At 52.2% G+C, this 22,758-nt stretch carries 13 protein-coding genes and 1 pseudogene; 5 read left to right on the top strand and 9 right to left on the bottom strand.

Annotation, left to right across the window (positions count from 1 at the left end; translation table 11 throughout):
- The 5 genes from HMPREF3168_RS04275 to HMPREF3168_RS04255 all read right to left on the bottom strand — a co-directional run.
- Positions 1-221, bottom strand: a 221-nt coding sequence (locus HMPREF3168_RS04275) for an OB-fold nucleic acid binding domain-containing protein (protein WP_246825677.1), incomplete at its 3' end; no start/stop codon positions are given.
- Between the two features lie 61 nt (positions 222-282).
- Positions 283-777 carry a hypothetical protein gene (locus HMPREF3168_RS04270; RefSeq protein ID WP_070488621.1) on the bottom strand — a complete coding sequence of 165 codons (495 nt, stop codon included), beginning with the start codon at positions 775-777 and terminating at the stop codon, positions 283-285.
- On the bottom strand, positions 770-3,562 hold the full coding sequence (locus tag HMPREF3168_RS04265) for a helicase C-terminal domain-containing protein (RefSeq protein ID WP_070488619.1): 2,793 nt from the start codon (positions 3,560-3,562) through the stop codon (positions 770-772). Before HMPREF3168_RS04265 ends, HMPREF3168_RS04270 begins: the two co-directional genes overlap by 8 nt.
- Before the next feature lie 28 nt (positions 3,563-3,590).
- Positions 3,591-7,274, bottom strand: coding sequence for a helicase-exonuclease AddAB subunit AddA (addA, locus tag HMPREF3168_RS04260; protein WP_070488617.1), 3,684 nt, complete (start codon positions 7,272-7,274; stop codon positions 3,591-3,593).
- Between the two features lie 26 nt (positions 7,275-7,300).
- Positions 7,301-10,840 (bottom strand): PD-(D/E)XK nuclease family protein, encoded by a 3,540-nt coding sequence (locus HMPREF3168_RS04255; protein WP_070488615.1) that lies wholly within the window; start codon positions 10,838-10,840, stop codon positions 7,301-7,303.
- Between the two features lie 133 nt (positions 10,841-10,973).
- Between HMPREF3168_RS04255 and mvk the strand changes: the two genes are divergently transcribed.
- From mvk to fni, 4 genes are all read left to right on the top strand, one after another.
- The gene (gene mvk / locus HMPREF3168_RS04250) at positions 10,974-11,885 is read left to right on the top strand and encodes a mevalonate kinase (protein ID WP_035161077.1); all 912 of its coding nucleotides are present in this window, start codon (positions 10,974-10,976) and stop codon (positions 11,883-11,885) included.
- A gap of 55 nt (positions 11,886-11,940) precedes the next feature.
- Entirely contained in the window at positions 11,941-12,900 is a 960-nt protein-coding gene (gene mvaD / locus HMPREF3168_RS04245) for a diphosphomevalonate decarboxylase (RefSeq protein WP_003615028.1), read from the top strand.
- 77 nt (positions 12,901-12,977) lie between these two features.
- A complete protein-coding gene (locus tag HMPREF3168_RS04240; RefSeq protein WP_070488613.1) occupies positions 12,978-14,060 on the top strand; it encodes a phosphomevalonate kinase in 1,083 nt (360 codons plus the stop codon).
- 10 nt (positions 14,061-14,070) lie between these two features.
- Positions 14,071-15,096, top strand: a complete 1,026-nt coding sequence (gene fni, locus HMPREF3168_RS04235) for a type 2 isopentenyl-diphosphate Delta-isomerase (protein ID WP_003615026.1) — start codon at positions 14,071-14,073, stop codon at positions 15,094-15,096.
- 204 nt (positions 15,097-15,300) lie between these two features.
- On the opposite strand, the gene HMPREF3168_RS04230 is transcribed toward fni, so the two are convergent.
- From HMPREF3168_RS04230 to parE, 3 genes are all read right to left on the bottom strand, one after another.
- The gene (locus tag HMPREF3168_RS04230; RefSeq protein ID WP_003613497.1) at positions 15,301-16,236 is read right to left on the bottom strand and encodes a manganese-dependent inorganic pyrophosphatase; all 936 of its coding nucleotides are present in this window, start codon (positions 16,234-16,236) and stop codon (positions 15,301-15,303) included.
- Between the two features lie 103 nt (positions 16,237-16,339).
- Positions 16,340-18,823 carry a DNA topoisomerase IV subunit A gene (parC, locus tag HMPREF3168_RS04225; RefSeq protein WP_070488611.1) on the bottom strand — a complete coding sequence of 828 codons (2,484 nt, stop codon included), beginning with the start codon at positions 18,821-18,823 and terminating at the stop codon, positions 16,340-16,342.
- A 14-nt stretch (positions 18,824-18,837) separates the two neighbouring features.
- Entirely contained in the window at positions 18,838-20,772 is a 1,935-nt protein-coding gene (gene parE / locus HMPREF3168_RS04220) for a DNA topoisomerase IV subunit B (protein ID WP_148129880.1), read from the bottom strand.
- A gap of 92 nt (positions 20,773-20,864) precedes the next feature.
- Between parE and plsY the strand changes: the two genes are divergently transcribed.
- Positions 20,865-21,506: a glycerol-3-phosphate 1-O-acyltransferase PlsY gene (plsY, locus tag HMPREF3168_RS04215; protein ID WP_070488607.1), complete on the top strand. Its 642-nt coding sequence runs from the start codon at positions 20,865-20,867 to the stop codon at positions 21,504-21,506.
- 109 nt (positions 21,507-21,615) lie between these two features.
- Here plsY and HMPREF3168_RS10605 read toward each other — a convergent pair.
- A pseudogene (locus HMPREF3168_RS10605) lies at positions 21,616-22,758 on the bottom strand (ABC transporter ATP-binding protein); the annotation flags it as partial.

Here is a 22,758-nt window from a genome sequence, read left to right as displayed (position 1 = left end):
GTGAGGTAGAAGCTTGCTTCCTGGCGCAGGCCCTTGGCTGCTTCAAAAACTTCCTCACTGACATCGTTCTTGCGGACAACGCCTTGGAAGAAGGCCGTGCCGTCTCTTAATTGCAGGAAGACGATCTTCCCGCTGGACCGCTTGTCGGTCAGCCAGACGTGCATTCTGACTTCTTCGTCAACGTGCTTGGCTGATTCTCTGATTGAAATCAATTCTGTCATTCTTTTAATTCCACCTTATTTTTATAACTCTATCCATGATAGCAGATTTTTGCCTGATCTTCTATAACTTATCGACCAGAGACAGGAGCTGGCCATCCTTGAACTTGTAGATGGCATAGCAGTAGCTGCCGTCTGCGTTGACTGCCGTGACTTCCCAGACGGCCTGCTTTTGATACCAGCCTAGGTTGACTTCCTTGATGGCCTTTTTTGGGTAAGACTTCTGAAAGCTGGATTTGACCGTGCTTTCGCTGACGCCGTCACTAGCTGAATAATAGTAGGCCTTATGTTTACCCGGTAGGTAGATGAAGTAAGCCGCCTTACCCTTACTGGTTTTCCCGCTGGCTGAATATGACTTGACGCCCCGGCTCAAATGGTAGTACTTGTCAATTTGCTTCATGGAAGTCTGCTTGACCAGCTTGGCGACTTTCTCTTTCTGCTGACTGTACGGCTTGGCTGCCTTAGCAACAACCGCCACTGTTCCCGCGTAAAGCAAAAACAGGAAGAAGACCAGCCAGGCCAGATACTGCAAGATATTTTTGACTCTTTCGTTAAGCATTTTTCCTCTCGAACTTCAACTTCTTTTTTAACTCACTCGCTTTAACCCTTTGCACCGGAGCCGGCAGGCTGGACCTAAAGGCCGGGCCATAGCTCTTGGTCCAGATCCGGGGATCCAGGATCAAAAACTGTCCATAATCATCCTCGCCCCGGATCAAGCGGCCGCATCCCTGCCGCAGGCGGAGAACCGCCCGGGGCAAAGAGTCCTCTTGAAAGACATCCCAGCCTCTTTGGGCCAGGTAGTGCTGCCTGAGGCTAACCTCCGGCAGGTCCGGGGACTCAAATGGCAGGCGGGTCGCGATAACCAGGTCAATCCCGCAATTGTGGAAGTCCACCCCTTCCCAGAAGCTATCCGCCCCCAGCAAGATTGACCGTTCAGCGATGACAAAGCGGCGGGTGATCCGCTCATTTGACCCCGTCAAGCCCTGGGCCAGGAGCTCATAGTCCTTAACTCGGGGATCATTCAGCAGTTCAAAGTAGAGCTGCTTGATCAAGTCCAGATTGGTAAACAGGCACAAAACGTGCTTTTGCCCGCTTAAGTCCTTGGTCAGGATATTTTTCAATTCTTCCAAAAAACGCGGGCTGTCTGGTTCCGGCTGCCCCTCGTCCATGGCCAGAATCTCCAGATGGTCAGCCATGGGGAAGCTGGCCTTGCCCTTGTAGCAGGAGACACCCAAATTTGGCAGGGCCAGGAACTGCTTGGCAAAGGCAAAATTGCCGTCATTAGTTATTGTCGCACTGATCATGCTGATATGGTCAAAGCGGTCGTAAATTTTATGCAATTCTTCAGAACTGTCCAGGCTGAGCCAGTGGAGGTTGCTGCTGAGAGCATCTTCGGGGTTGGTCACGTTGACCACGAAGCCCAAATGATCCAAGAGCGGCTGGTTCAAGAGGTCAGACAGCTGGTAGCTCTTTCCCGTGTAGAATTCCAGCAGGTCGACCTGGTCATTCAATTCTTCCAGCAAAGATTCCTCATCAGTTAAAAAGCAGTCCTTTTCCTGCTCCAGCAAGTAGCGGATCTGGTTGGTATGGATCCGGACCTGCTCCAATTGCTGCTGGAACTGTCTAAGAAGTGGCCGGAACTGAGAGTTTTCCGGGAAGAGATCCTGGCCCTGGATGGTCAGCTGCAGGCTCTTGTTGGGCAAAACAACCTGGCTGATCGCCTGCCCCTTGTGCTGGTAGAGGTACTTTTGCATCCGGTTCAAGCTGTGAATCAAGTCCAGGCTTTCCTGGTCCAAGAGGTCCAGCATGAACTGCAGCTGGACATTTTCCTCGCTTTGTCTGAGCAGGTTATTGTCCGTAAAGTAGAGCAAATTGCGCAGGTGGCTGATGCTGCCCCAAATTGCTTCCAAGCGCAGGGAGTCCATCCGGGCCGTCTGCAGGTTTTCGCTGAAGCGGTGGGCTTCGTCAATTACCAGGTAAGGATTCTGCCCCCAGATGGAGTCCATGTAGTGGTTGACCAGGTAGGCGTGGTTAGTCACCAAAATGTTGGCCTGCTCCTGCCGGCGGCGGGCCAGGTTCCAGAAGTCAACGCTGGCAAACTGGCTGGCCACCCGGGCATCCCCCGGGTGCTTGAGCTGGTTAAAAATCGGCAGCTGCTGGCTGGTCAGCTGCAATTCATCCATGTCCCCAGTTGTCGTTTCTGTCAGCCAGACCAGGATCTGCATCTGCAAGAGCAAGGTCGCCTTGTTGGGCGAATTCTGGTAGAGAGTCTGGGCAAAACCGTCTAAATCCAGGTAGTGGCTGCTGGACTTGACCATTTCCGCGTTTAAGCCAAGACCCGTAACCCGCAGGAGCTGGGGAATTTCCTGGTCTAGGAGCTGCTGCTGGAGGACCTTGGTCGGTGTAGCAATTACTAATTTTTTGCCGGAATAGAGCTGGTAGGCGTAGGCGAAAAGGTAGGCAAAAGTCTTCCCTGTCCCGTTTGGCGCTTCAGCCAGCATGACCCTTTGCCCGGCATCTTCGACAAAGTCGTGCAAGCGGTCGATTAGGTCCACTTGGGCTTGCCGGTAATTGATCTTGCCTTTAAAAAGCTTGCGTTTGTCCGTGTCTTTAACTGGAAAATGCCCATTTTCCCCATGTTCAACCGCCGGAATCTCCTGCCTCTTTAAGACCAGGTTGCGGACCTGCATCTTGTCTTTGGGCAGTTTGCGCCTGCTTTGCCGGGACTGGTCAGCAATCACCTTGATCACGTCCCCCGTGTCCCGGATAAGGCCACTGGCCAAAGAGCCCAGAACATTCAAAGTTGCCTGGGGCAAAGAAGCCAGCTTGTCGATGATCTTCAAGAGCAAGACGGCTGTCCCATAGGCGTCAGAATCCGCCTTGTGGGGGTTGGCGTGCTTGATCTCCAGACTGGCCGTCAAGTCCCGCAACTTGTAAGAAGGCAGGGTCGGAAAGGCGATCTTGGCCAGTTCAACCGTGTCAACCGCCTTGCAGGTCAAGGCCTCAAAGCCGGCATTGGTCAATTCGTAGTTCAAGAAAGGAAAGTCGAAATTGACGTTATGGGCCACGAAAACCGTATCCTGCAGGATCTCGCGGATCTTCGGGGCATAGTGCTTGAAATCAGCCTGGCCGGCCACCATCTTCTGGTCGATACCGGTCAAATTGGTCACGGCCAGGGGAATTTTCCGGTGGGGGTTCATCATGAAGGAATAAGTTTTAACCACTTCACCATCTTTGACTATGGCGCAGCCAAACTGGATGATCCGGTCCCCCTCTTCCTTGCGCGTCCCGGTCGTTTCCAAGTCAACGACCGCGAAGCTTTCGCCGGCAAAAAAATCCACCATTTTCCGCTCCTTTCACTCCTAAAAACTTCTAATCAACTTCAACAATTTCTCGGCAGCTCAAAAGCACCAGGTACTTTTTCAAAACAGGCAGCCGGCCAGATTCATTCAAGGCCCGCTCATAAAGGCGCAACTGGCCCTGGTACTTCTCTTTCAGCTTCTGAATTGCTTCCTCCTGCTTACGCGGGTTCACGTGGTCAGTCTTGTAGTCAAATAAAATGATACCATTCTCCGCTTCATAATAGCCATCGATTGTCCCGTGAACCAAAATTTTTCCTGGAAAATCGCTGAAATCCTTAAATAAAGTCTTCGGCGACAGGATGGTGGCAAAATTTTCCTCCCGGTGGAGGCGGTCAGGCTGCTGGTAAAAGTCTTCGGCAAAGTCGCTCTTGACAAACCAGGACAAGGCTTCCCGGTCCAGCTTGCTGGCCAAGGTCTGGCTCAGCCGGCCCTTTTCCACCAGGTCGGCAATGCAGCTGTCAATGGCATCCTTGTCGCCTTTGGCATAGTCATAATACTGCAAGACCAGGTGGCTGGCTGTCCCCAGTTCAGCTGAGCTGACCGTATTTTGGAAGAGGAAGTCAGGTTCAGTATCGATCGGCTGCAGGTAGCGGTTGGCTGACTGCAGTTCCGAAATGTGGGAGTCAGCCAGTTCGTCTTCGATCGGGTCTCCAAAAGCCTTCTTGATTTCAGACACCGCCTGGTAGGCCGTGGTCCGGCTGGCATCCAAGTAAGGATAGCCGCCCTGGCTGAAGGCATAGAGCTTTTCTGCCTGCTTAAAGACGGCTGCTTCATCTTCCGTCAAGTCTGCCCCGCTGGCCGCCACGGCCTCACTATCCGGCAATTGGGCCTGGTCTTTCTTGGGGTCAAAGTGGACAAAGACCAGACTGCCTTCTTGGCCTGTTGCCAGGTCGCTGACGGCTTTTTCACCCAGCCGCTTCACCTGCTTGGCGCGGGCTAAAGCCGGGGCCAAAAAGTCCAGGGGCTTGGCTACCTTCATCTTATCCAAAAGGGGCAGGCGGCCAGCAGAAATTTCCTTGGCCCACTTCTCTTCCAAGCCCGCCAGGTCGGTTCTGGCTGGCAGCTTGATATTTGCCGCCAAAATCAGCTTCTGCTTGGCCCGGGTCAAAGCTACGTAAAGCAGGCGGGCTTCTTCTTCCAGCAACTTCTGCTTTTTGGCAATCTTCAGCCAGGCATTAGCCAAAGTATCTGCCCGGTATTCCGCTTTATCAAAGGGATAGGCAAAGGACAGGCCCAGGCCGCTGGCATCTAAGACATAGCTGCCGGTAATGTCTTGCTGGTAATTGTAGCGGTGCTCCAGGCCCAAGACAAAGACGACCGGGAATTCCAGCCCCTTTGAGGCATGGATGGTCATCAGCTTGACTGAGTTGCCGGCATTTTCGCTCAGGATCGGCTGGGCCAGGTCCTTCTGGTTCTTCCGCATTCTGGCAATAAAGTTGATGAACTGGTAAAGGTCCTTGAAGCCCGAACTTTCGTAGGCGCTGGCTCTTTCGTACAAGGCAGTCAAGTTGAGCCGGCGCTGCTGGCCGTTGGTCATGGCCGTCACGATTTCCAAAAAGCTGGTCCGCTCGTAAATGGTCCAGAGCAGTTCTGAAATCCGGTGGCTCAAGGAAAAGTCGCGAAGGTCCTGCAATTGGGCCAAAAAGTCCCGGCAGCGGGCAGCCAGATCTGTATCTTTTTTAGCATAAGTTCTTAAAGCCGTGTAGAAGCTGACGCTCTTGTTGACCAGGCGGATTTCGGCCAGATCTGAACTGGAGAAGTTAAAAATCGGAGACCGCAAAACCGCCACCAGGGGAATATCCTGGTCCGGGTTGTCGATGATCTTCAAGTAGGACATGATGACCGTCAATTCAAAGGTCTGGAAGTAGTTCTGGACATCCATGACAAAGAGCGGGACCCCGTAGCGGTCAAATTCCTGCTTGATGTCCAGGTTGCTGGTCTTGGACCGGGTTAAGATGGCGATGTCCCCATAGCTGACCGGCCGGGTCTGCCCGGTCTTCGGGTCAAAAATTGGCGTCTGGTCAGCGATCAGCTTCTGAATCCGGCTGATGACCATGGCTAAATCGCCCTGGTTCAATTCCCCGTCATCATCTGTTGCAGATGAATCTTCCTGGTAGAGGACTTCTGTTTCAGTCGGCAGGGCCGCCTCTGGGTCATAGCCAGCCGCGAATTTCAGCTGCCCTTCTTTTTGGTAGTCAATCCCCCCGAAGTCCTTGGTTAAGAGGCTGTCAAAGATCAAGTTGACAGCTTGGGTGACCGGCTGGCTGGAGCGGAAGTTTTCGGCAAAAATAATCCGCTGCTTGTCAGCCGAATTTTCCTGGCCATATTCATCATATTTGGCGATAAACAGGCTGGGTTCCGCCTGGCGGAATCCGTAGATTGACTGCTTGACGTCCCCGACCATGAAGAGGTTGTTCTTCCCCGCTTTTTTCAGCCGCTGGATCAAGCCGTCTTGCAGGGCGTTGGTGTCCTGGTATTCATCGACCATGATTTCCTTGAAGCGGCTTTGGTAGTAGGCCCGGGCCAGGTCAGAGTTTGAACTGTCCTGGGTCAGAATTTCATAGGCCAACTGCTCCATGTCGCTGAAGTCCAGGACCCGGTCAGCCCGCTTCAATTCGTTAAAGCGGTCAATAAAGGCCAGTTCAACTTCTGCTGCCGCGGAGGCGATTTCTGCCCCCTTGGCTAAGAGGGCCTGCTGGTCAGCATTGCTGCTTGCGTAAAAACTGGTATAGACATTAAAGACCAGCTGCTTGCCAGCTTCTTTAACCTCCTTTGCCTCCTCGACAAAGTCGGCGATCTCCTTGTTAGTCCGCAGGGTCCCGTCAAACTGGCAGGCCGCCAGCAGCTCTCTTTGCCGGTCAAAGGGATCATCTGTGGCCAGGCTCTCCCGGTAGCTGGCCAGACTGGTGGCAAAAGCCGTAAAAGCTGGCTGGTACTTGGCAAACTTTTCATGGTCAAAGTCGGCTTCGGCCATCAAAGCCGTCAGCTTGTCCGCCAGGTTGGAAAATTCTTCCTCCAGGTAAGGCTTGATTTTCTCCTGCCATAGGGCGCTGTCAACGACGTCGCTGGTCTCCAGCTGGTAAGGGGCAGCCAGCTTTTGCAGCCAAGCCCGGTAGTTGGGCCGGGCCATGGCAAACTGGTATAAATCCAAAAGCAAGTCTCTGGCTGAATTGGCGTCGCTGTCGCCGGCAAAGGCATCATAGAGGGCCAGGAAACGGTCTTTTTTCGCTTGGTTCTCATTTTGCAGGTAGTCGTTTTCGACATCCCTCAAGGCTCTTTCCTTTAAGAGCTCAATCTGGGTGGCGTCAGTCAAAATGCTGAAGTCCGGGTCGATGTCGATCGCGAAGTAAAAGCGGCGGATGACGTCCAAACAGAAAGAGTCGATCGTGGAAATAATCGCGGTATCGATTTCAGCCAGCTGCCGGCGCAAAAAGTCGGCCTGGCTGGCATCTGTTTCTTCTTGCAGGCGGTCCTGCAGGCGCTGCTTGATCCGCTGCTTCATTTCACTGGCGGCCGCCCGGGTAAAGGTAATGACCAGGAGCTGGTTAACCTCCAAGTGGTCGTCCATGATTTCCCGGATGACCCGTTCAACCAAAACACTGGTTTTGCCTGAGCCGGCAGAGGCTGAAACCAAAATGTCCTGCCCCCGGCTTTCAATGGCCCTGGCCTGGTCTGGTGTATATTTTACAGCCATGCTATTTCCTTTCTATGTACCATTCCTTATCTCCTCTGCCGCAGCCGCTTTTCTACCAAAGCCAGCAGATCTGCCTTTTTAAGGCTTGGCAGGTCCCGGTAAGAGTTAGTTGGTAGCTGCTGGTCAAAGTAGAAGATATCCTTGTAGTCGCTAAATGCCAGGCCGGTATTGTTGCCTTGCCGGAAAGGATTCAAGGCAATCTTCCCACTTAAAATCTCGCTGGCCGCGTCCTCAATCAAGGCTTCGACGTATTCCAGCAGCTCCTGCATCTCATCTTGGCTGAAGAAGTTGTCTTTTTTGCCAAAGCCGCCGCTCTTGTTCAGTTTGAGGCCCCGGTAAACCGAACTGCTTGCCTTTTTCTCAAGGGCTTTGTCGACTTCCTGGTACCAGGCTGGCTCACTGATAAAGACCCCGGACAATTTCAACTTGTCTTCCCCGCCCAAAAGGTTCTCTTTCAGCTGCAGCTTGCTGTCAAACAAGGCACCAGTTGATGAGGAGTTGATGGAATTCAGCTTCCGGGTGACATATTGGTAAAAGGCCCCCAGGAGGTCAAACTGCCGCCCGCCGGCCAGGAGGTCCTGGTTCTTCTCCAGAACGTCCAAATAGGCGATCATCTGCAGGTCCACCCCGCTGGCAAAACGGGCCAGGTTGAAGCTGTGGTCGGAAGACTTGTAGTCGATCAGCTGGCCTAAAACGTGCTGGTCCCCATTAAAGAGGTCGACCCGGTCGATCTTGCCCCGGAGGCTGATCTTCCGCTGGCCGGCAAACTTCTTCAAAGGCAAGACCAGGCCGGCCAGCTTTTCAGCCGGGCCAAAGGCCAGTTCCCCGTAAGTAGCCCGCATCTTGTTTTCCTGCTGCTTGCGCCGGTAGCTTTGGGCCACCTTACTGGTCGTCTTGTCAAAGGCCTTGAAAAGATATTCATTGAAAGGATCACGCAAGAACTGCTGGTAGAGTGGTTCTTGCAGGATCTTGCTTCTGACTTGCTTGAGCAAAAGCTCCAAGTCCAGCTCGCTGAGCTTGTCAATTTCGATATTTTTCTTTTGCATTTCCTTGAGCAAAAGCTCAAAGGTCCGGTGGAAGTAGTTACCGGACTGGATGGCATTCAGCTCATTTTCTGCCCGGGGCCGCAGGCGGAGGCCATAGTTAAGGAAGTATTCAAAAGAATTCTGGTAGTAGCTTTCCAGCTGGGAGACTGAAGACAACAGGTCCTTGCCGTACAGGCGCTCAGCCAGGTCTTCTGAGATGTCTTGCGGGTTATTGTCATAGGCCATCCCTTCCGCGATTTCCTCAGCCTTTTCTTCCTCATACTGCCGGCTGAGTTCGACCAGCTTGGCCACCAGCGGGCTTTGGGCGGAATTTTCCTCAGCATAGGCCAGGTAGCCTAAGCTGGCCCTTGGACTGGTCAAAAAGAGCAAAAGCTGGCGGGCAAATTCAGTCCGGTCTTTTTCAGCGGTATCTGGCAGGTCCCTTTGCCGGTATTCCCGGCCGTTGACCAGCTTCAGCAGGCGCTTGTAGTAAATGGAAGGATCCAGCAAGTCATTATTGGAATTGATCACCGGATAGGAGATGTAGACCCGGTCAGAGGCCAGGGCCAGGGCATTGCCAAATTGGTATTCCTGGTCCAGGTTGCGCAGCTGCTGACTGTCTTCCAGGTAGGCCTCCTGGTCAAAAAAGTCTGCCAGGCTGGCCAGGTTTTCCGTAGTCAAAAAGTTGGGCTGGTCGTTGATTTGCGGCAGGCTGCCATTGGCTGCTCCGATGATGAAGACCTGCTTGTAGCCGCTGGTCTGCACCATCCCGTATTCTGACAAGGTGACGGCGTCCAGGCTGGCCGGAATCGTCGCGAAATTGGCCTGGGAAAAGGCTGCCGTCAGCATCTTAAAGAAGTCAGCCCAGGCAAAGTTTTCCGGGTTGACCAAGAGGTAGTCTTTGAGCAAAGACAAAAGCAGATTCCAGCACTGCTCCGGCTGCTGGGCCTGCTGCAGGTCTCCGCTCTCGCTGGCCTTTAAGCGCCAGGCTTCCAGGCGGGCGCTGACCCCGTTTTTGACCAAGAAGTCAAAAAAGAGCTTGACGGCGGTCATACTGTCTTTTTCACTCTTCAGCTGGCGGGCAAGCCGGGAGATCTTGCTGACAAAGAAGTCCCGCAGCTTGTCCAAGCGGTCCAGCCACTTTTGGTACTGTTCTTGGTCTAGGGCGATGACCTGGGCTTTGGTAAAGTCCTTGAGTGGCTTTTGCCAAAGGCTGTACTTGATTCCGTGGGCGAGGGCAAAGTTTTCCAGCTGGTCGACGTCGCGCAAATACGCGGCTTCCCCGGCTTCTGCATCCCCTTCTAAATACCAGTCAGGGATCAAGAGGCGGGTCTTCATGATGCTCAAAAGAGCTGGCGTGTCTCCTGCCTGCTGGAGGAGCTTGCCCAAATTTTCCAGCAAAAGCACCAAGGGGTGGTACTTCATCTGCTGCTGCAGGTCGTCAAAGAAGGGAATCTGGTTTTGCCGCAAAATCGGAGCCAGGTAAGTTTCATACTCCTGCAAATTCGGGGCCAGGACCAAAAAGTCTCGGTACTGGCAGCCCTTTAAAGCCACCTCGTCATAGATGGTCCGGGCCACGAAATATGCTTCAGCGTAGCGGGAATCTGCTTTAACCAGCTGGAGGTTATCTAAATCCGGCTGGCCCTGTCCCTGCCAGGCCTGGTTCAAGTCCCTGGCCGGACTGACTGGACTGGCGATTTTTTCTCTCTCCCAGGCAAAGTCATGGGCGGAAAAGTAGCCGGTCAAGTCCTTGACCGTCTTCTGAACCACATAGTCGTATTCCCCGGCGGCCGGCTCAATCACGCTGCCGTCAGCCGTCTTGAAGGCGAAGGTCATCTCGCTGGCAAAAGCTGCCAGCAGCTGCATGGTCATTTTTTCCTGAATGGAAAAATGGGAGAAATCAGTCACGTAGAAGCTGGCCTGGCTGACCAGGTCCGGCCGGCTGGCCAAAAGCTGGTTCAGCTGGATGTTCAGTTCATCCTTGGTGGCGAAGTGCTTTTCACTGACGATTTCTAAAAAGTCCTGGTAGATCAAGTCCAGGTCGTGCAGCTTGTCCCTGGTCTCATTATCCAGGTCCAAGGCCACCGCCGGGTCGGCTGCCCGCTCCAAAAGATTGCCCAGGTCCAGCTGGCCGGTATGAACCTGCAGGATCGTGCTGTAGACCTGCTTAATCATGCCGGAATTGGCGTGGGAATTTTTGAAAAGCAGCAGTTCATCTCTGCGCTTGTCGATGATCTGCTCCAAAATCATGGTCGCGGCAGCGTCATCCAGGCTTTCAGGCATGAGCAGGTCGGCCTTTTTAAAGAAAAACCAGGCCAGACGGGAGAAGGACAGGACGTGCAGGTTCTTGACGCTGGTCTCTTCCCGCCCTTGAAGTTGGGCGACTTTGCCTATTGCGGCAACTTCTGTGTTAAACTTGATATGGTTTGGAACAATAATAAAGGTATCTTTGCCGGGCTGGGTCAGATAATTGCGGGCAGCCCGGCCGATGATCTCAGTTTGCAGGGGATCGGACTGTCTGCCGGTTATAATTTTGATCATTGCTTCCACTCCTTTGTTGACTGATCGGTCAATCTAAATTTTATCAATCTCTTTCCTTTTTGGGAACTGATTGCCATTGATTCTAAGCAAACGTTAACCGAACTAACAAATTAATTTTTTGAGGTGATTCTTTTTGCAGACTTCATGTACTGCTCATGGAAAAGTAATTTTGATCGGCGAGCATTCTGTTGTTTACGGCTATGACGCCCTGGCTATGCCAATTCAGGCCCTGCACATCAAGACGACCGTCAGTGATTATGCCGGCCCGGTCTGGATGGACACCAAGCTCTACCAGGGTCCTTTTTTTGACGCGCCTGCTGACTATAACGGCCTTAAGTATGTCGTCAATGAGCTTTTGACTAGAAGCGGGAAAAATCCCCAGATCAAGCTTACCTATACCGGGGAAATTCCCATGGAGCGCGGACTTGGCTCCTCAGCTACCGTCGCTTACGGTACTACCGTGGCCTTGAGCCAATACCTGGGCTTGAAGTTAAGTGCAAGTGAAGTTATGGACATCACCAACCAGGCAGAAACGATCAACCACGGCAAGGCTTCCGGCCTGGACGCGGCCACGGTCAATTCCGATTACCTGGTCTTTTTTAATAAACAAAAGGGCGTAAAAAAGCTCTCCTCAAAATTAGGTGCCAGCCTTTTGATCATGGACACGGGCGATTTGGGCAATACCAGAGAAGCCGTCACTATGGTCGCCAAGCTTTTAAATGAGTCACCTGACGCGCAAGTTAGAATGCGCAAGCTGGGACAACTGGCTGACGAAGTCAAAGCTGCCTGGCTTGAGCAAGACCCGGAGACCGTTGGTAAATTCTTCAATGAGGCCCAGGAGCTTTTAGCTTCCTTTAACTTGTCGACAAGCAAGATCGACCGGATCTGCCAGATTGCTGATAAAGGCGGAGCTTTAGGCTGCAAGTTGTCTGGCGGCGGCCTGGGCGGAATCGTCATCGCCCTTTGCAAGGATGCCGCTTCTTGCGAAGAGATTGCCCAGGCTTGCCAAGCAGAAATCAGTAACTACTGGATTGAAGAGATTTGATTTTTGCCCAAAAATTATTAAAAACAGAATTACACAGTAAAGGAATGTGAAACAGATGAGTAAAACTGCCCGCGCCCATACCAATATCGCCTTGATCAAGTACTGGGGCAAGAAGGACGCCAAATTGCGCCTGCCGCTCATGTCCAGCCTGTCCATGACCCTGGATGCCTTCTATAGCGACACCAAAATCTCAGACAGCGAGCAAATGTCTTTTAAATTAAACGGCCAAGCCGTTTCCGGTCCAGCCGCTGACCGCGTTTTCGCCTACCTCCGGGCCATGCAGGACCGCTTCGGAGTCAAGGGAAATTTGGCGGTTGAATCGGTCAACCAGGTGCCAACCGCGGCTGGCCTGGCCTCTTCCAGCTCTGCCTTCGCCTCCATGGCAGCGGCTTTTGCCGACCACTACCAGTTAGGCGTTGACCGGCGGGAATTGTCCAGAATGGCCAGGATGGGATCGGGCTCAGCTTCAAGATCTATTTTCGGCGGTTTTTCCGTCTGGCAAAAAGGCGATAGCGACCAGACTTCTTACGCCTACCCGTTGGATGAAGAGCCGGACATGGACCTGCGCCTTTTGGCTGTTGAAATCAACGACCAGGAAAAGAAGATTTCTTCAACCAAGGGGATGGAAATGAGCAAGAGCTCCCCCTTCTACCAGGTCTGGCTGGACAGAAATGACAGTGAGATCAAGGAGATGGAAGAAGCGATTAAGCAGGCTGACTTTAGCAAATTGGGTTCTCTGGCTGAATTAAATGCCAGTGAGATGCATGCTTTAACCTTCACCGCTGTCCCCGGCTTTACCTATTTTGAACCGAATACCATCAAGGCCATCAAGCTGGTCCAAGACCTGCGCCAGCAAGGGCTGGAGTGCTACTACACCATTGACGCCGGCCCGAACGTCAAGGTCCTCTGCCAGGGACGAAATTCTAAAGATATTATTAATTGCTTTGAGTCTTCTTTTTATCGTGTTAAGATTATTGAGGCAGGTTTTGGTCCAGCAGTCACTCTGTTGGACTAAAGCTTATTTAATTGTCTATAATGTCTTAGGACGTAATATAAAAAGAAAAAATTAAAAGAATAAGAGGAAGAGTTTTTGTGATTACTGAAAAAGCGCCAGGCAAACTTTACATTGCCGGGGAATACGCTGTCTTGGAACAAGATTGTCCAGCCATTCTGGTCGCCCTTGACCAATACGTCAGGGTCTCAATCAAGCCAAGCAGCAGCGACACCGGTTTGATTCACTCCAAGCAATACTCCCAGGACTCCATTCACTGGGTCAGACGGGGGTCAAAGATAGTGATCGACAACCGGGACAATCCATTTGAATACATTCTGTCCGCAATTTCTTTCACTGAAAGATACTGCCTGGAACAGAAGGTCAAGATGGACGTTTACGACTTGTTTGTCAATTCTGACCTGGATTCCGCAGATGGCAAGAAGTATGGCCTGGGTTCTTCAGCCGCGGTCACGGTCGCGACGGTCAAGGCAATCTTGCGCTTTTACGGTGTCCAGGCAAGCAAGGACCTGATTTACAAGCTCTCCACAATTTCTCACTACTCAGTCCAAGGCAACGGCAGCGCCGGCGATATCGCGGCCAGCGTCTACGGCGGCTGGATCGCCTACCAGACCTTCAACAAGCTCTGGCTGAAAGAAGAACTGGCAAGCAAGTCCCTGTCAGCAGTGGTCGGTGAAGCCTGGCCAGGTCTGAAGATCCAGCAGCTGGTTCCGCCGAAGGGCATGAAGCTCTTGATTGGCTGGAGCCAGCAGCCGGCTTCAACTTCCCGCCTGGTTGACAAGACTAACGCCAACAAGAACAACCTGCGGACTGAGTATGCCAAGTTTTTGGCAGACTCACGCAAGTGCGTTTTGCAGATGATCCGCGGTTTTGAAGAAGCCAACATCGCTTTGATTCAAAAGCAGATCGGCATCAACCGCCGCTTGCTGCAGCATTTTGCGGCTATCAACAATATTGCTATCGAAATTCCCCGCTTGACTGAGCTGATCGAAATCGCCAACAAGTTTGGCGGCGCGGCCAAGACCAGCGGCGCGGGCAACGGCGACTGCGGCATCGTCATCGTCAACAAGGACACCGATATTGACCGCCTCCGCAAGAAATGGGTCAAGAACAACATCCTGCCCCTGGAATTTCACATTCACCAATCTGAATTAACTTACTAAGAGCATTGCGATGTCACAAAGATCTATAAGAAAAGAAGAACATCTGGCTTTGACACAGATGTTTTTTAATGCCCAAAAAACGAATTCCTTTGACCAGGTCCACCTGCTCCGCCCGGCCCTGCCTGAAAGCCAGGTTAACCTGAACGCCGTCAAGACGACCTGGTTTGGCAAAGAGTTAGCCGCTCCCTTCTTCATCAACGCGATGACTGGCGGGTCGGAAAAATCCAGGCAGATCAACCGGCAGCTGGGTGAAATTGCCAATAAGCAGCAAATTGCCCTGGCCTTGGGTTCAGCCAGCATCTTGACCAAGGAAGAAGACCAGCTGGAGTCTTTTTACGTAGCTAGAGAAGCCAATCCAGACGGCCTCTTGTTTGCTAATGTTAATCCTTTAACTCCAGCTAAAGCGGCTGCCAAGATCGTCAAGGATCTGCAAGCAGATGCCCTGCAGATCCACCTTAACGTGGCCCAGGAGATCCCCATGCCTGAAGGCGACCGGGACTTTGTCTGGCTGGACCGGATGCTGGAGATTAAAGAAGCAGCTGGCGTACCAGTCATCGTCAAGGAAGTCGGCAGCGGCCTGGATCCAGTCAGCCTGCAAAAATTGCAGGCAGCTGGCTTTAGCTGGTTCGATATCGGGGGAGCTGGCGGCACCAATTTTGCCCAAATCGAAAATTCCCGCAACCCCCACCCCATGGTGTATTTGAACGACTGTGGCCTGCCAACGGCCCTGGCTGCCCTTTTGGCAGCGCCTTTGACCAAGCAGCTGATCGTCTCTGGCGGGGTCAGAAATCCGCTGGACGTCTTCAAGGGCCTAGCCCTGGGCGGCAAATTTGTAGGCGTGGCCAACCACTTCCTCCACACCCTTTTAAATGAGGGCCTGGATGGCCTGGATGAAGAAATCGGCCGCTGGAAGGAAGAACTGACCTACCTTTTTGCCTTATATGGGCAAGGCTGTCTGCCAGTCAAGCAGCCATATTACTTAGACTTGGAACTGAAGAATCAGTTTGACCAGCTTAAGCAATATGCTGGCAAATAAAGCAAGCGAGTAAAAAATAAAGAGCTAAAGAAATAACTGTTGACAAAATTTTCCCTTGGATTTATTTGTTAACAGTATTTTTTTGGCGCGGCTTGGCCGCGCTTTTTCTTTTTTAAGAAAAATTGTAGTAACAAGTAGGATGTTTAAAAAGCAGTAAAAAAGAATCCAGGTTTCCTGGATTCTTTTTCCTTGTTATTTAGCTGATTAAGCTTCAAATGCCCGGGTCAATGGCGGAACGATTTGCTTCTTCCGGGAAACAACGCCTGGCAGGTGGGCTTCTGAGTCAACCAGTTCCTTGCCGAAGGCCTTGGCAAAGACAGACTTGCTTTCGTCATCCCCAATGAAGAGAACTTCTGAGTCAGAGTCCAAAACGTTGGTAATTACCAGCATGAACAAGTCGTAGCCGTTAGCCTTAGCATCCTTTTCCATGGCTGCCAGGAAGGCATCCTTGCGTTCCAGGGCTTCTGGGACGTCAACAACGTTGACTTGAGCGATCCGGGCAGTCTTTGAGCCCAGTTCGAAGCTCTTGGCGTCCAGGTCGATCAGTTCTTCAACTGACTTAGCGGCGATGTTGGTGCCGGCCTTAAGCAGTTCCAAACCGTATTCCTTATAGTCAACGCCGGCAATCTTAGCCAGGTCTTCAACTGCTTCCTTGTCGATGTCAGTAGTGGTTGGTGACTTCAAAAGCAAGGTGTCGGAAATAATGGCACTGAGCATGATACCAGCAATGTTGGTTGGAATTTCCATGTTTTGCTCCTTGAACATTTCCCACAAAACAGTGGAAGTGCAGCCTACTGGTTCAGCGCGGTAGAACAAGGGGTCGATCGTCGCGAAGTTGCTGATCCGGTGGTGGTCAATGACGTGGGTAACCTTGACTTGGTCCCGGTCTTCAACGCTTTGTTGCGGTTCGTTGTGGTCAACCAGCATGATGGCCTTGACTTCATTTGCGACAGTCTTAACCACGCGTGGTGCTTCAAAGCCGAACTTCTTCAAGGCAAAAGAAGTTTCGTCGTTGGCTTCACCCAAAGCAACGGCTTCAGTGTTGTAGCCATGTTGGTTTTGGAAGTATGAGTAGGCAATCGCCGTGCCAATTGCGTCAGTATCTGGGTTTCTGTGACCAAAAATCAGTTCTTTTTCCATCTTGGAATTTTCCCTTCTAGATTTAGCTAAAATTATTCTCTCTAATTAAGTCTACTAGAAAATCAGCGCTTTGTTCAATCTTTTCGTAATCTTTTTGATTTTTTTAGAGCAAGCGGCCGACATCCCTGGCCTGGTCCGGTAAAGGCCGGCCCATGAGCAGTTCCTTAGCCTCTCCGTCTGTCTTAACATCAATGACGAAGGAACCGTTGCTCTGCCGGTCGCCGACTGGGTGGTCGCTGGTCCGGATGACCTGCTTGCGCAGGCTGGAAGTGATCAAGATCAGCTCATGGTTTTGCCCGTAAGCCTTCAAGGCCACGATCCGGTGCGGCTTGGTCTTCAGGTTCCGCAAAACCAATACGCCCCGCTTGGCCCGGCTGGTCTTGCCGATCAGCTTCAGCGGCATCTGCTTGAAGGCCCCTCTTTGGGTTACCAGACCCACCTTGAGCAGGTCTTCATATTGCGGGTCAGTGACCAGGCAGGCAACGACATAATCGTCTTCCTTCAAGTTGATTGACTTGACCCCAGCTGCCCGGGCCCCGACTTGCGGAACTTCACCAATGTCATATTTAAGGGCAAAGGCCTGGTTGGTAAAGAGGGTGATTTCCCGCTTTTCACTTGTCTTGACCAGGTCCACAGTAATCACGCGGGAGTCTTCCCCCTTCATCTTCATGGCCATAATTGCCCGAGACTTGTAGGTTCTGGTTGGCTGCAGGTCAGCCAGGGCCACCTGCTTGATAAAGCCGTCGTTTGTGGCCAACAGGAAGGCCAGGTTTGGATCATCCAAAGCTTCCAAGGCAAAGACCCTGATGATGCTCTCGTCAGCCGCCAGGCCCAGTTCCTGGGACAAGTGCTGGCCAACATCCTTCCACTTGCTTTCAACCAGCTCATGCACCGGCCGGTAGATCAAATTGCCGTGGTTGGTGAAGAGGTAGAGGTTGGTCAAAGTCGACAGGCTCCCTTCATAAACCACCTGGTCAGTTTCCGGCAAGCCATTGTCGCCGGCTTCAGTTGACTGGAAGGACCGCATTGAGGACCGTTTGATGTAGCCGTCGCGGCTGATCAAGACCCGGACTGATTCTTCCGTGATCAAGGCCTTTTCATCAACTTCGACTCTGGCCGTTTCATCGCTGATTTCACTGCGCCGGTCTGAGCCAAATTCCTTCTTGACGGCCCGGAGTTCCTTGATGATTTCCTTTTGCAAAACTTTCGGGTCCGCCAAAATCTTCTCGTAAGCTGCGATCTTGCTCGTCAGTTCTTCTTCTTCAGCCTGCAGGGCCAAAACGTCAGTATTGGTCAAGCGGTAAAGCTGCAAGGAGACGATGGCTTCGGCTTGCCGGTCAGTGAAGGCAAATTCCGCTACCAGGTTCTTCTTGGCGTCAGCCTTGTTCTTAGAAGCCCGGATGACCTTGATCACCTGGTCCAAGATACTCATGGCCTTGATCAAACCCTGGATGATTTCCAGCCGGTCTGAGGCCTTCTTCAAGTCAAACTGGGTCCGCTTGGTTACGACTTCTTCTTCGTGCTCCAGGTAGGCGGCCAGGATCCGCTTAAGGCCCACTTGGACTGGAGTCATGTGAGCAATGGCCACCATGTTGAAGTTGTAGGAAACCTGGAGGTCAGTATTCTTCAAGAGATAGTTGAGGATGTTCTGGGCGTCAGCGTCTTTCTTAAGTTCGATGACAATAGAGAGACCGTGGCGGTCAGTTTCATCTCTGACTTCGCTGATTCCGTCCAGTTCCCGGCTGACCCGGATTTCATCGATCTTCTTAACCAGCTGGGCCTTGTTGACCAGGTAAGGAATTTCTGTCACCACGATCTGCTGGCGGTGGCCCCGGATCTCTTCAATATGGGTCTTAGCCCGGACCTGGATCCGGCCCTTACCGGTCTTGTAGGCATCCCGCAAGCCTTTTTTGCCCATGACGATCCCGCCAGTCGGGAAGTCTGGCCCTTTGACAAAGGTCATCAGGTCTTCCAGGCTGGCATCCGGGTGCTTGAGCAAGTGGATAGTGGCGTCTAAAACCTCGCCCAGGTTGTGGGGCGGAATTTCCGTGGCGTAACCAGAAGAAATCCCAGTTGATCCATTGACCAGAAGATTAGGGAAGCGGGCTGGCAAAACCGTTGGTTCATAGGCGGTGTCGTCGAAGTTGAGCACCATTGGCACGGTTTCCTTGTCGATATCCTCCAACAGGACATTGGAAATCTTGGCCAGGCGGGATTCCGTATAACGCATGGCGGCGGGACTGTCGCCGTCCATGGACCCGTTGTTGCCGTGCATTTCGATCAATGGCTCTCTCATCTTCCAGTCTTGAGACAGGAAGACCAGGGCCCCGTAGATAGAGCTGTCGCCGTGCGGGTGATAGTTACCCATGATATTACCGACGGCCTTGGCTGCCTTCTTAAAAGGCTTGTCAGCCGTATTGCCGTCCCGGTACATAGCGTAAAGAATCCGTCTTTGCACGGGCTTGAGCCCGTCGCGGATGTCCGGCAAGGCCCGTTCTTGAATAATATATTTGGAATAGCGGCCAAAGCGTTCGCCCATGACCTGTTCCAAAGGCATTTCACGAATCCGCTCGTGAGTTTCTGGCATATACTGCTTCCTTCCTAATCATTTACCTTGTCTAAGATCGACTCTTCCTCGCCCAGGCGGAATTTGACGTTTTCTTCAATCCACTTTCTTCTGGCGGAAGCCTGGTCACCCATCAAGGTGGTTACCCGGCGTTCAGCCAACTGGGCATCGTCGATTCTGACCCGGATCAGCATCCGGCTTTCTGGATTCATGGTCGTCTCCCAGAGCTGGTCAGCATTCATTTCCCCCAGCCCCTTGAAGCGCTGCAGGGCATAGCCCTTGCCCACCTTCTTTTCATCCTCATCCCGTTCTTCATCGGTCCAGGCGTAAAGGTTGGTCTGCTTCTTGCTGATTCTGTAAAGCGGCGGCAGGGCAATGTAGACCTTGCCTGCTTCGATCATCGGCCGCATGTAGCGGTAGAAGAAGGTCAAAAGCAAGATCTGAATATGGGCCCCGTCGTCGTCGGCATCAGTCATAATGATGATCTTGTCGTAGTTGGAGTCTTCAACCTTGAATTCAGTCCCGACCCCGGCTCCGATCGTATGGATCATCGTGTTGATTTCTTCGTTCTTGAAAATATCCGCCAGCTTGGCCCGCTGGGTATTCAAAACCTTCCCCCGCAAAGGCAGGATGGCCTGGAAGCGGCGGTCCCGGCCTTGCTTGGCGCTGCCGCCGGCTGAGTCCCCTTCGACTAAGAAAAGCTCGTTTTTCTTAGGGTTTCTGGACTGGGCCGGGGTTAATTTCCCGGACAGGACTTCCTTCTTGTGCCGTTTCTTCCCGTTTCTGGACTCATCTCTGGCCTTCTTGGCCGCCTCTCTGGCATCCCGGGCCCTTAGGGCCTTCTTGACCAGGTCCTGAGCCCATTCCCCGTTTTCCAGCAGGTAGTAAGACAATTTCTCGTAAACGATGCTGTCGACCGCGCTTCTGGCCTGGGGAGTCCCCAGCTTACCCTTGGTCTGCCCTTCAAATTCCAGCAGTTCTTCCGGGATCTTGACGCTCAAAACGGCGCTGAGCCCTTCCCGGTAGTCGGACCCTTCCAGGTTCTTGTCCTTCTTGCCCAAAAGCCCCTGCTTCTTGGCATAGTCGTTAAAGGCCCGGGTAAAGCCGCTTCTGGCCCCGACTTCGTGGGAGCCGCCGTCAGCAGTCCGGACATTGTTGACGAAGGAAACAAAGTTCTCTGAGTATGAATCGCTGTACTGGCCGGCAAATTCGATTTCCATCCCGTCCTGGCTGCCTTCAAAGTAGAAGACCTTGCCGATCGTCCCCTTGCCTTCGTTGAGGTAGGAAACGAAACTTTCAATCCCGTCGTCATACTGGAAGACGTCGTGGTGGTTTGGCGTCCGCTCGTCCGTCAAAGTAAACTTGACTCCTTTAAGCAGGAAGGCCGATTCCCGGATTCTTTCCTGGATGGTCTCGTAGTTGTACTTAGTCGTTGAAAAAATCATCGGGTCCGGCTTGAAAGTGATCGTGGTCCCGGTCTTTTCCTCGGTCGCCCCCAGGCAGCGGAGGGTGCCGATTGGGTGACCGCCATTTTTGAATTCTTCCTCGTAGGCCTTGCCGTCACGCACCACGTGCACCTTCATGTAGCTGGACAGGGCGTTGACCACGGAAGAGCCGACCCCGTGCAGACCGCCGGAGGTCTTGTAGTTCTGCTCCGTGAACTTGCCGCCGGCATGCAGGACAGTAAGGATGACTTCAATGGTTGGCCGGCCTGAGGCATGCATCCCTGTCGGCATCCCCCGGCCGAAGTCCTGCACGGTCACGGAATTGTCCTCGTGGATGGTCACGTTGATTTCCTGGCCAAAACCAGCCATGGCTTCGTCGACGGAGTTGTCGACGATTTCGTAGACCAGCTGGTTCAAGCCGTGGATGTCGGTTGACCCGATATACATCCCCGGCCGCTTGCGGACTGCCTCCAGCCCGTGCAGAATTTGAATTGAAGAATCATCATAGGTGTTCTTTGGCAAAATAAAACATCTCCAAGCTTTAGATTATAAACTTCGTATCAATTCAGTCCGTTATTTGTTAAAATAGCAGGTACAAGATAAACGGAGTTGATTTGATGTTTGCAATAAAATTTGCATTATTATTAATTTTAGCATACTTAATTGGTTCTTTTCCGACCGGTGTTTTGGTCGGCAAGCTCTTCTACCACAAGGATATCCGGGATTACGGGTCGCACAATATCGGGACCACCAACACCTTCCGGGTCCTGGGCCCCAAGGCCGGCACCTTGGTCTTCCTGGTTGACTTCTTCAAGGGGACCCTGGCCACCTGCCTGCCCCGGATCTTCCACTTGGGTGACCACCACTTGTTCCTGATTTTCGGGGCAGCGGCTATTTTCGGCCACGCCTTCTCAATCTTCCTCAAGTTCAAGGGCGGCAAAGCCGTGGCCACCACGGCGGGCTTTCTTCTGGGCTACAATGTCCAGTTCTTCGGCCTCTGCGCCAGCTTCTTCATCCCCCTGCTCTTAATCACCAGCATGGTGTCCTTGAGCAGCTTGATTTCAGTCGTCTTGATCTTTATTTCCAGCTTCTTCTTCCATGATACCTTCTTGACAGTCATGTCAGGAGTCCTGGTTGTCCTCATCTGGTGGAGCCACCGGGCCAACATCAAGCGGATTATCGCCGGAAATGAGAACCTGGTTTCCTTCGGCCTTTACTATCATATTAAGCAAAAGCAGGACAAGGACAAGAAGGAGTAGTAATTTTTGAACCAATCCTATTATACAGAACACATGTTCAAAATGCAAAGGGCTATTTTTTAAATATTGCTAAAGCAAAAGCCATGATTCGCGAGGAACATGGCTTTTTTCAGATTTCCTGGCCCAAAAACTGACTCTGATAGAGGTCAGCGTAAAAGCCGACCTTGGCCAAGAGACTTTGATGGTTGCCGCTTTCGACGATTTGTCCGTGGTTGATCACGATGATCTTGTCGACATCCTGGATGGTTGACAGGCGGTGGGCAATCACGAAGCTGGTTCTTTCCTGCTTCAGATCGGCCATCGCCTTCTGGATCAAGCTTTCCGTCCGGGTGTCAACTGAGCTGGTCGCCTCATCCAGGATGAGAATTTCCGGATCAGCTAAAAAAGGCCGGGCAATCGTCAAGAGCTGCCTTTACCCCTGGGAAATATTTGTCCCTTCTTCGTTTAACAGGGTCTCGTAGCCATCCGGCAGCTGGCGGATGAAGCTGTCGGCCCTGGCCAGGCGGGCTGCCTGGTAAACCTCTTCATCACTGGCATCTTCCCGGCCGTACTTGATATTGGCAAAAATTGTCCCGGCAAAGAGCCAGGTATCCTGCAAAACCATGGCGATATGGCTGCGCAAGTCTTCCCGGCTCATTGACCTGGTTTCCTGGCCGTCCAAGTAAATTTGCCCGCCTTTTACGTCATAGAAGCGCTCCAGCAGGTTGATGATCGTGGTCTTGCCGGCCCCGGTTGGCCCGACAATGGCCACCATCTCCCCTTTTGGTACTTCCAGGCTGAAATTTTCGATCAAAGGAGCATCAGTGTAGCTGAAAGAAACATCCTTAAAGGTCAGTTTAGTATCTGTCTTTAATCCTTCCGCCGGGTGGACTGTTTCATCCATGTCTTCAGCATCCAGAACGGCAAAGATTCTTTCGGCAGAAGCAATGGTCTGCTGGATCGTGCTGGACATGTTGGCCAGCTGGGTCAAGGGCTGGGAGAACTGGTTGGAATACTGGAGAAAAGCCTGGACATTGCCCAGGCTGATGGCGCCGTTGATCATGTCGATTACCCCAAAGACGGCAATCAAGAAATAGCCGACATTTTTAACAAAGTTCATCAAGGGGAAAATCATGATCGAGAGAAATTCCGCCTTCTAGGAAGCGTCAAAGTAGGAGTCATTATGCTTTGCAAAAGTCTCCTCTTCATTTTCTTCCTGACCAAAAACGCGGACGATGCCGACCTCGAAACACATTACTGAAGATGTATGAAA

Origin of the sequence: Lactobacillus sp. HMSC08B12 (assembly GCF_001808415.1) — a bacterium.
Taxonomy (GTDB): Bacteria; Bacillota; Bacilli; order Lactobacillales; family Lactobacillaceae; genus Lactobacillus; species Lactobacillus delbrueckii.
This window is presented reverse-complemented; position numbering and strand designations above follow the sequence as displayed.